Source organism: Moritella sp., assembly GCF_013215705.1.
Classification (GTDB): domain Bacteria; phylum Pseudomonadota; class Gammaproteobacteria; order Enterobacterales; family Moritellaceae; genus Moritella.
In genome coordinates this window covers 60,215-70,435 of sequence record NZ_JABSQR010000031.1, presented here as the reverse complement: position 1 = coordinate 70,435, position 10,221 = coordinate 60,215, and the positions used below count along the sequence as shown (strand labels likewise).

At 42.1% G+C, this 10,221-nt stretch carries 9 protein-coding genes; 5 read left to right on the top strand and 4 right to left on the bottom strand.

Annotated elements, in window-relative coordinates; all coding sequences use genetic code 11:
• Positions 1-152: 152 nt before the first annotated feature.
• Entirely contained in the window at positions 153-638 is a 486-nt protein-coding gene (locus HRT96_RS18205; protein ID WP_293159548.1) for a GNAT family N-acetyltransferase, read from the top strand.
• Between the two features lie 173 nt (positions 639-811).
• Positions 812-2,185 (top strand): hypothetical protein, encoded by a 1,374-nt coding sequence (locus tag HRT96_RS18200; protein ID WP_293159546.1) that lies wholly within the window; start codon positions 812-814, stop codon positions 2,183-2,185.
• A 90-nt stretch (positions 2,186-2,275) separates the two neighbouring features.
• On the opposite strand, the gene HRT96_RS18195 is transcribed toward HRT96_RS18200, so the two are convergent.
• Positions 2,276-3,955 (bottom strand): AMP-binding protein, encoded by a 1,680-nt coding sequence (locus HRT96_RS18195; protein WP_293159544.1) that lies wholly within the window; start codon positions 3,953-3,955, stop codon positions 2,276-2,278.
• A 192-nt stretch (positions 3,956-4,147) separates the two neighbouring features.
• Here HRT96_RS18195 and HRT96_RS18190 point away from each other — a divergent pair, with 192 nt between their 5' ends.
• The gene (locus HRT96_RS18190; protein WP_293159542.1) at positions 4,148-5,086 is read left to right on the top strand and encodes a LysR family transcriptional regulator; all 939 of its coding nucleotides are present in this window, start codon (positions 4,148-4,150) and stop codon (positions 5,084-5,086) included.
• A 217-nt stretch (positions 5,087-5,303) separates the two neighbouring features.
• Positions 5,304-6,503, top strand: a complete 1,200-nt coding sequence (locus tag HRT96_RS18185) for a NupC/NupG family nucleoside CNT transporter (RefSeq protein ID WP_293159540.1) — start codon at positions 5,304-5,306, stop codon at positions 6,501-6,503.
• A gap of 124 nt (positions 6,504-6,627) precedes the next feature.
• Here the strand turns inward: HRT96_RS18185 and purT are convergent, their stop codons facing one another.
• Positions 6,628-7,809 (bottom strand): formate-dependent phosphoribosylglycinamide formyltransferase, encoded by a 1,182-nt coding sequence (gene purT / locus HRT96_RS18180; RefSeq protein ID WP_293159538.1) that lies wholly within the window; start codon positions 7,807-7,809, stop codon positions 6,628-6,630.
• Positions 7,810-7,996: 187 nt separating this feature from the next.
• Positions 7,997-8,299, bottom strand: a complete 303-nt coding sequence (locus HRT96_RS18175; RefSeq protein WP_293159536.1) for a 5'-phosphoribosylglycinamide transformylase — start codon at positions 8,297-8,299, stop codon at positions 7,997-7,999.
• A 322-nt stretch (positions 8,300-8,621) separates the two neighbouring features.
• On the opposite strand from HRT96_RS18175, the gene pepT reads away from it, so the two are divergent.
• A complete protein-coding gene (gene pepT / locus HRT96_RS18170; RefSeq protein ID WP_293159534.1) occupies positions 8,622-9,848 on the top strand; it encodes a peptidase T in 1,227 nt (408 codons plus the stop codon).
• Between the two features lie 31 nt (positions 9,849-9,879).
• Here the strand turns inward: pepT and HRT96_RS18165 are convergent, their stop codons facing one another.
• A complete protein-coding gene (locus tag HRT96_RS18165; RefSeq protein WP_293159532.1) occupies positions 9,880-10,206 on the bottom strand; it encodes a hypothetical protein in 327 nt (108 codons plus the stop codon).
• Between the last annotated feature and the right edge of the window lie 15 nt (positions 10,207-10,221).

Below are 10,221 nucleotides of genomic sequence, written 5' to 3'. Positions count from 1 at the left end.
GGGTAACTCAATACATCGCAGATGAGCCGATAGCGCAATTATTTAAACGCGTTGATGATTTACTCTATCAAGCGAAAGTGCAGGGCAGAGATCGGGTTGAAAACGGTATTACGTTACCTTGATAATTTAAACGTTATTCTGATGGAGAAGAAATGGAATTTATTCTTGAAAAAGTGACGAGCAAAGATCTTGATGCAATTCTTAAATTAGGTGAGACCGTCAATGAAGAACACGTTGTGCCGCTACTTGATGCAGAAGGTCAGCAAGCCATTAGAAGCGCGCTAAAGTCTGATATCGAACAAGTAATTGATACCAAAGTTTATTCGGCCGTTAAAGCCGTCATTGGTAACGAAATTATAGGTTACATTGCTTGGCGGCAGGGAAATTATATTGGTCAACTTTACGTTAAAACTGAATATCATGGCTTTGGCGTCGCTAAGCGGCTGGTAGAGGAAATGAAAAATCGGTGTGGTGAGAGGTTAATTCGGGTCAAAGCATCGATTTATGCACTCGGTTTTTATGGGCGCGTCGGGTTTAAACCTGTGTCGGAAGAGCTGAGTATAAATGGCATTCGTTATGTGCCAATGGAGCTCAATGTTGATCTGTACCCTTCAAACAAGACACATAGGGACCGTTAATACTATGCTTATAACATTTACATTGCCCACAAACTTACAACTGCATACAATGATTCAATAATAAATCATTTATAATCAATTCTTAATATCTTATATACACCTATTTACAACCAATTTAAAATCTAGTTATGACCTATTTAAAACCTAGCTACGACCGATTTCAAAGGAATGTCATGTTGATCCCGACTTTTTTAAAACATAAGAACAAGCTTAAAAGCCAAATTAAAGTCACCTTGGGCGCATTATTGTGTAGCAGTATGCTGGTGAGTAACGCCAATGCATGGTCTGAACACAGCCTGATTACCTATCCCATATTGAACACCATGCCAGAAGTGGCACAGCAAGCGCCGATCAAGGTCGAAACCTTAGCTGAATTTGTGACCGCAGAGGCGCACGGGTTAGAAACGTTATTAGCAACCAATGAAGACTGGTTACGTCAGAATTTCCCGTATTATAAGCCGCGTCCTGATGCATTAGCATTTGACGCCGCTGGCCAAGACTTACTGACAAGTTTCATCCACGCCATACGTATCAACCCGAATGCCCGTATTAATCCGTACATTCAGTTATTGCCAGGGCAGGATAAGCAAGGCCGTCGTCGCCTGGATGCGTCAGAGGTTGCGGTATTCACTAACCTCGACAATTATAACAAGATGACCTTTGTGGAAGTCAAAAGTGGCGATCTGGTCACGCCAATCGAAGTCTTAGTATCGGCGAATGACGATCCGGATAACGGCCTAGATATTGGTTTGTTTGCAGACAGTAATACTGACGCGGGTAAACTGTATGGTTTTGGCAACCAAGCCTTTGGTAATCCTGCATTGGAGTACAGTACGCAAGCGCCGTTCCATATGGGCTTCTACCATGAATCAAGTGTGTTATTTACGTTAGCACCGTTCTTACGTGATACCTTCCCTGATTACCGTGTGCATATGTACAAAGCGTTATCTGAATATGCTTTTAGCACTGGCCATGATTATTGGGGCTGGCGTTTTATGGGCTGGGGCTTGCATTATGTTGGTGATATTGCCCAGTCATACCATGCAACATTGCAACCGGGTGTGAGTACTGTATCGAGTCTCTGGACCAATGCCAAAGACATGATGGGTTTCCCGCAAGCTAAGATTGATGCGATCCAACTGCTTTCTAATCGCCATTTGGTATTAGAAGCGTTCCAAGCAATTATTACCAAGCAAGCGTACGAAAATAACGATTTTAGTAGCGCGTTATTTAAGGCGCTAACGCAAGAGACTGCTGTGCTTGAATATACCGACAACACCTTTGTTGAAGTATTTGCCAAAAATTCCTATGACAAATCAGACAAGCTTGCCGATTACTTAGAACGCTGGGTACCAGAGCAGCTAGTGAGTGATCCCAGTTTTGAAGTCGATGGTAGCAAAGAGATAAAAAGGATTGTGCAGATGATACGTGAGCAGCACGGTGAAGCGGGCATGACCAACATGACCAACTTATTGGCTGAGTTTATGTTAGATCATAACGCCAATACCCGCAGTTATGTGCGTGGTATTTTAACGCATAAACCGTGATGTCATTGAGCGGTAAGCCAGAAAGCACTACGTACTTGTTGTAGTGCTTTGCTGTTGCTTACTCAATAGATGTAGTCAATAAATCGAGTGTTATGTACGCTCATCTGTTACTGGTGTTAACAACTCTCGCTTAAGTACTTTGCCTACCGAACTCTTAGGAAGATCATCGCGAAACTCAATCTCACGTGGTACTTTATAAGCGGTTAAATAACGACGGCAGTGGGTTTGTACCTCTTTACTGGTCAGCGCTTTATTGCTGCTACAGATGAAGGCTTTAACTCGTTCGCCTGTCACTGCATGTGGCAGACCCATCACAGCGGCCTCTTCAATGTCGGGATGTAATAGCAGTATTTCTTCAATTTCGACGGAGTAAACATTAAAGCCAGACACTAAAATCATGTCTTTTTTACGATCGACAATAAAGAAACAACCATCTTTGTCCATACGTGCCATATCACCTGTCGAGAACCAACCATCTGCATCAATAGATTCTGCGGTGGCCTCTGCTTGCTTCCAATAGCCAGTCATCACCTGTGGACCGCGCACTTGTAATTCGCCAACGACGTTTATGCCTAATGCTTGGTGATCATCATTAACAACGCGCATTTCTGTTGATGGTAAGGGGACGCCAATCCCTGCTGTATATTCTTGTTGTGTGTGAATACCACTGCAAACAACAGGTGAACATTCCGTTAATCCATAACCTTCAACAACTGGCATGCCGGTGACTGCTTGCCATTCTTTGGCCACGTCTTCTTGGGTCGGCATGCCGCCAGCGATGGTAAAACGGGCACTGCTAAAATCTAAAGCGCGGAATTTTTCATTCTTTAGCATACCGCTGAACAAGGTATTTAACCCGAAAAAGATAGTGAAAGGGTAACCTTGTAGCTCTTTGATAAAGCTGTCTATATCTCTTGGGTTAGTAATTAATAAATTACGTCCGCCGATCATCATAATAAACATCAGGCTTACCGAGTTAGCAAAGATATGATAAAGCGGCAAAGGGGTAACAACATGGTCCTTGGACAAGAGTGTTCGGGGTGAGAACTGTCCGTAAACTTGCAATACGTTAGCGACAATATTGCGATGCGTTAACATGGCCCCTTTGGCGATACCGGTTGTACCACCAGTATATTGCAGGTAGGCAATGTCTTCCGGTTTACAGGCCGGGCGGTGATAAGATAACTTACGCCCCGCAGCGAGTACCTTGCGTATTGAGATGGCATTTTCAATGTGAAAAGCAGGGATCATTTTTTTCACGTATTTAATCGTAAAGTTAACCAAGGTACGTTTAGGCTGCGGTAATAGATCGCCTATGTGGGTCATGATCACATGCTCAATACTGGTTTGCGGTAACACTTTTTCGAGGTTCGCGCCAAAATTGCTGATAGCGACAATCATCTTGGCGCCTGAATCGGTGAGTTGATGCTGTAATTCGCGTTGGGTATAAAGCGGGTTAACATTAACGGCAATCAGCCCCGCGCGGAGTATGCCAAATAGCGCAATAGGATATTGTAATAAATTAGGCATCATAATGGCGCAACGGTCACCCGGTTGCATTTTGAGATCGTGTTGTAAATAAGCAGCAAAAGCACGACTTTGTTGTTCAAGTTGGCGAAAGGTGAGTGTTGCACCCATGTTTAAAAAGGCGATTGAGTCTGCGTGTTTTTCGCAGCTTTGTTCGACGATATCTAAAACGCTGTCATATTGTGCTAAATCAATGAACTCTGGCACATCGCTAGGGTAGTTTTTCAACCACGGTTTTTCCATGTTAAAATTCTCTGTAGAGTGTTGTTTAGCATATTATCTTATAACTGGCTTAATAATTAGTTGATAATAATCATAGCTTACCGCTTTATTGCCTAGTAATTTTTGTATACACTTGCCGGCATTCAACATCAATAACGGTGTTTATTTTTATTACCTAGTCACACGGAACGGACGTTACTCGGTATTTTTCATTTGATTCAAGATCGCGCTAGCCAAATGGCTCTTTTTCATACCTTGGTGCAAACCGGAAGTTTTACCTCTGCAGCGCATACACTAAGTGTGTCGGTTTCTCATGTCAGTAAACAACTCAAATGTTTGGAAGCTGATTTAAAAGTTAAGCTGGTTCAGCGTTCAACCCGCAGTTTTACCTTAACAGATGCAGGGCAACAATTTGCTGGGTATTGTGCGGAAGTGGTGAGCAGTGTGCAAAACGCTGATGTGATGATGACGAATCTACAAGATGAAGTGACCGGTATTCTGCGGTTAGGTGTCTCGCAGTCATTTGGCACTATCCATATCATTCCGGCTATTGAACAGTTTCGTAAACTGCACCCAGACCTGCATGTCGAAGTCAGTCTGTTCGACTATAAAACCAACATGATTGATGATGGTTTAGATTTGTGGTTGACCAACATTGAAGATATTCCCGAAGGTTATGTGGCTCAGCATTTGGCCGATACCTGTTTTGTGCTTGCGGCGTCACCGGATTATTTGATGCATCACACTACACCTTTGCATCCTAATGATCTTGAAAATCATAATTGCCTTATTTACCAAAGTCGTGAGCGTAACTATGGCTTGTGGTCATTTAAACAAGGCGATGACGCGTTATACATAAACGTGAATGGTAATTACCGTGTTGATTTAGCCGAAGCGATCCGCGATGCGGCTATATCAGGGTGGGGCATTGCTTACTTAGCGACGTACTTGCTAACCGATGAATTTAGAACGGGTAAATTAATACAACTGTTACCTGAATGGCAAGCGAGCCAAAGCATGCAGTTTTATGCCGTCTATCCTAGCCGTAAGCATTTACCCAAGAAAATCAGCGCGGCGATCACCTTTTTCAAAGAATATATTGGTCAACCTTCATACTGGGATCTGCAATTAAAGTCACAGATTAAAATCTAACCCTGACAACTTATCTTCTCATGCGGAAATATCTTTTCCATATGGAAACAATGCCGTAAATATTCTTATGGATTCGTTATAAAACAAGTAACTAGCTATCACGACAAACCTGTTGGATCTAATTTTAACAAGCAGGCAACTTACTGGACTTGCTGTAAAAATGGCGCGGACTACAATACGCGTCTTTATAATTTTAATCATTAAACAGGTTTGTTCCATGATATCTATTTTAGGCATAATAGTGATCCTTTTAACGGCGTATTTATTTTCTAACGATCGCCGTAATATCCCGCTAAGAACAGTCTCGCTTGCGTTTACCTTGCAGATCACGTTTGCATTCATCGTATTATATTTTCCAGCAGGCAAAGACGCGTTAAATGGTTTTAGTGCGGGTGTATCAAACGTGATTGATTATGGTCAGGAAGGTATCTCGTTCTTATTTGGCAATTTAGTTCAGGGCGGCTTTGTATTTGCTATCAATGTATTAGGTATTATTGTGTTCTTCTCGGCGTTAATTTCGGCGCTGTACCATATTGGTTTTATGCCTAAAGTCATTAATATTGTTGGGGGTGGCTTGCAGAAGTTATTAGGCACAGGTCGCGCGGAATCGTTGGCGGCGACGGCAAACATCTTCGTGGGTATGATTGAAGCGCCTTTAGTGGTGAAACCGTATTTGAAAGGCATGAGCGATTCACAGTTTTTTGCGGTGATGACTTGTGGTCTTGCTTCGGTTGCTGGTGGCACCTTAGTGGGTTATGCCATGATTGGTGTTGACATTAAGTTTCTTGTTGCGGCGTCATTTATGTCGGCACCTGCTGGTTTACTGATGGCGAAGTTTTTGTTTCCACCATCAAAAAATGAAATTAGCGCAGACGAGATCACCAAAGTAGAATTACCGCGTGCAACCAACGTGGTAGAAGCGCTTGCTGACGGTGCGATGGCAGGCTTAAGTATGGCTACTGCGATTGGTGCGACTTTGTTAGCCTTTGTCGGTGTTATCGCGTTACTTAATGGCATGTTAGGCGGTATCGGTAATTGGTTTGATCTGACGTTAAGCTTTGAAATTATTTTAGGTTATGTGTTTGCGCCTGTTGCTTGGTTGATTGGTGTGCCGTGGAATGAAGCGATAGTGGCGGGTTCGTTGATTGGTAATAAGATCGTGGTCAATGAGTTTGTGGCGTTTATTCAGTTGATGGAAGTTAAAGATCAGTTAAGTGAACATTCACAAGCAATTATCACGTTTGCGTTATGTGGTTTTGCCAATATCAGCACCATGGCTATCTTAATCGGTGGTTTAGGCAGTATGATCCCAGAACGTCGTCAATTTATTGCGAAGCATGGTTTCCGCGCTATTTTCGCTGGTGTACTGGCTAACTTGATGAGCGCCGCGATTGCCGGTGTGATTTTAAGCTTGTAGTTGATGTAAAAAAGGCTAACGAGTAATAACTTGTTAGCCTTTTTTGATCGTTAAGCTTTATATATCCAAACTACTTCAAGGTAGTTAGCTGTTAACTAAAATCACGTTGTCTTAGTCAAAAGTCTTAGTTAAAAGTAACTTCAACTGTTTGCGCTACTTCTTTGGCTTTATCAATTGCATCAATGGTATTAATACCACGAGCTAGTGCCACACCTAAACGGCGTTGACCGGCTATTTCAGGCTTGCCGAATAGACGAATTTGACTGCCTGGTACACAAGCTAATGCGGGTGCTAAGTGATTAAAACCGATGTTAGTCGAATGACCTTCAGCTAAAATAACCGCAGAGGCAGACGGACCAAACTGTTGGATTTGGGTGATAGGGAGACCTAAAATAGCACGCACATGCAAGGCAAATTCAGACAAGTCTTGCGAGATTAAGGTCACCATACCAGTGTCGTGTGGACGCGGTGACACTTCACTAAAGAACACGTCTTTACCACGAATGAAGAGTTCGACGCCAAATAGGCCATAACCGCCTAATTCTTTAACTACTTTAGCAGATATTTCTTGTGCTTTAGCAAGGACTTCATCACACATTATTTGTGGCTGCCAAGACTCACGGTAATCACCATCTTGCTGACGATGACCAATTGGGTCGCAGAAATGGATGCCATCAACAGCACTGATAGTCAGCATGGTGATCTCGAAATCGAACTTAACAAAACCTTCAATAATGATACGGCCTGCACCTGCACGACCACCTTCTTGAGCATAGTCCCAAGCTTGGTCAATATCATCTTCCTCACGAATAATGCTTTGACCTTTACCTGATGAGCTCATCACCGGTTTGATCACGCACGGAATACCAATTTCTGCGACAGCGGCAAGATATTCGGTTTTATTATCGGTAAAGATATACGGTGAGGTAGGTAGTTTCAGGCTTTCTGCGGCGAGAAGGCGAATACCTTCTCGATCCATCGTTAGTTTAGTTGCGCGTGCTGTGGGCACAATATTGACCCCTTCTTGCTCTAATTCAAGCAGGGTATCAGTGGCAATAGCTTCGATTTCTGGAATAACATAATCTGGTTTTTCAAGTTCAATAACGCGTCTAAGCGCATCACCATCAAGCATGTTAATTGTGTGGCTGCGATGCGCGACTTGCATCGCTGGCGCGTTATCATAACGATCCACTGCAATCACTTCGACACCTAAGCGCTGAAACTCAATAGTGACTTCTTTGCCCAGTTCACCTGAGCCTAATAATAATACACGTGTTGCACTTTTGCTGTTGGCAGTACCTAACATAACAGTTCCCTATTAATTGATTATAAATTTGGTGGTCAAACAAATGATAATTCACTAACTTGTTGTCTTTTAAGTACTATAGTTAATTTAACTACGCTATTGTGCAGCATGATATAGCGATTGTGGTGGAAATGGAAGTTTTAAGTGATAGGTTGGCTATCACATCCAAAAGGTTGGATTTGAACATTTACGTTCTTGTTTCACCCATGGCAAAAATTGAACTGTATAAACAACCCAAGAGAATGATCGAAATGATACAGCGACGGCGGTGAACAAGTCCCCCTTGGGTAAGCAAGCTAGGCCGAAATATAAAGTTGATAGGATTAAATAAGGTTTGATAGCAAAACAGTGCGATACCTTCCTTTCTGCCGTGAGTAATTAATTGGTAGAAGTAATAGCAAAAACGCACCACTAAAAAGGGAAAAACAATATAAATAACCGCAATAAATGCCAGTTTAAGTGCGATAATTTGTATTCTTAGGTCAAACATAACCCGCCAATCTTGAGTGAAAGTTAGTAAGATTATAGCGGTGGAAAATACCGAGATAAAAATAAACAGCAGACAGTAACGGAATAATATAGGCCATTGTACAGTGGTATGTCGCATTCTAAACCTCTTCACTATGACTGAGATATATACCCAAATAGCTTGAATGTATACAGGGTTTTGTGCTTGTTAACATCCGTAAAGTAAAATTAAATACCTATTTGTGATTAGGTGCAACGTCTCATCACTTTTTATTATGCATAATAGCCATACATCATAACTACCGATTTACTTCTGTAATTTATTTACTCATTAAGGCTTTATTATGACTACATTGATAGCACGATTTTTACGTTATGTGAGTTTTGATACCCAGTCCGATCATACCCTTGCTACTTGTCCAAGTACGTCAGGTCAAACTGTTTTCGCGAAACAACTACAGCAAGAGCTAATGTCTTTAAATTTAGGTGACGTAAAACTCGATAGCAATGGTTATTTAACGGCACGCCTACCGAGCAATATTAGCACTACGGTCCCTGCTATCGGTTTTATTGCCCATATGGACACCGCGCCTGATGCATCGGGTAAAGATGTTAATCCACAAATTATCAACAATTATCAAGGTGGTGATATTAGTTTAGGCCATGGTGAGGTGTTATCACCAGTGATGTATCCAGAACTTAACCAGTTACATGGCGATACGCTTATTACGACGGATGGTTCAACATTACTTGGTGGGGATAATAAAGCCGGGATTGCTGAAATCATGACTGCTATTGCGTATTTACAAGCGAATCCTGATATCAAACATGGCGACATTTGTATTGGCTTTACCCCAGATGAAGAGATTGGTCGCGGTGCGGATCTGTTTGACGTCGAAGGCTTTAATGCACAGTGGGCTTATACTATCGATGGAGGCCCTGTTGGTGAGTTAGAGTTTGAAAATTTCAATGCCAGTTCTGCAACTGTAATTTGTCATGGTGTTAACGTACACCCAGGATCTGCAAAAGATAAGATGGTTAATAGTATGGGCATTGCTGCCAAGTTCCAAGCGATGATGCCTGCGGATGAAACGCCAGAATGCACAGCAGGCTACGAAGGTTTCTATCACTTAAATTCAATGCAAAGCAGTGTCGCCAAAACCACCTTAAGTTATATTATTCGTGACTTTGATACCGCCGGATTAGCACAGCGTAAAGCATTTATGCAGCAAAAGGTCACAGAGTTAAATGAGGTACTGGGTTGTGAACGTATACAGCTTATACTAAGCGATAGTTATAATAACATGCGTGAAATGGTAGAGCCTCACACACATATCATTGAGCTCGCGAAGCAGGCGATGATTGAGTGCGATATACAACCTGACATTAAACCTATTCGTGGAGGTACTGATGGGGCGCGGTTATCCTTCATGGGATTACCTTGCCCAAATATTTTCACTGGGGGTTATAACTTCCATGGTATCCATGAGTTTATCACTGTAGAAGGCATGGAAAAATCGGTGCGAGTTATTGTCAGACTCGCGGAGTTAACGGTAAAGAAATACCAGTAAACAACTACCAATAAACAACTAACAGTAATAGCTAATTTGGCCTGATGCCAATACAGTCGTCAGGCATATCAAGTCGCCCTTGTAAAAATAGTATGCAATGATTGAGTTTGGCATTGAGCTCTTTATCATGCAATAACGATACTTCATCTTGAATTTGTAGCTCAAAGAGTAAGTACCAGAATACTTGTTCTTTTGGGCTTGCGATGTTGTTGTCGACAATGTTTAATCGCTGCCAATCTTGTAATATTTCCCAAATATAATCGGTTAGTATGCTGTAGTTGACCTTGTGGTTCATAAATTGATGAATATGTCTGATTAACAGTTCTGATTTTACCGCAATGAAATTACCTTCCAGCATAAATCGACCTCCAAT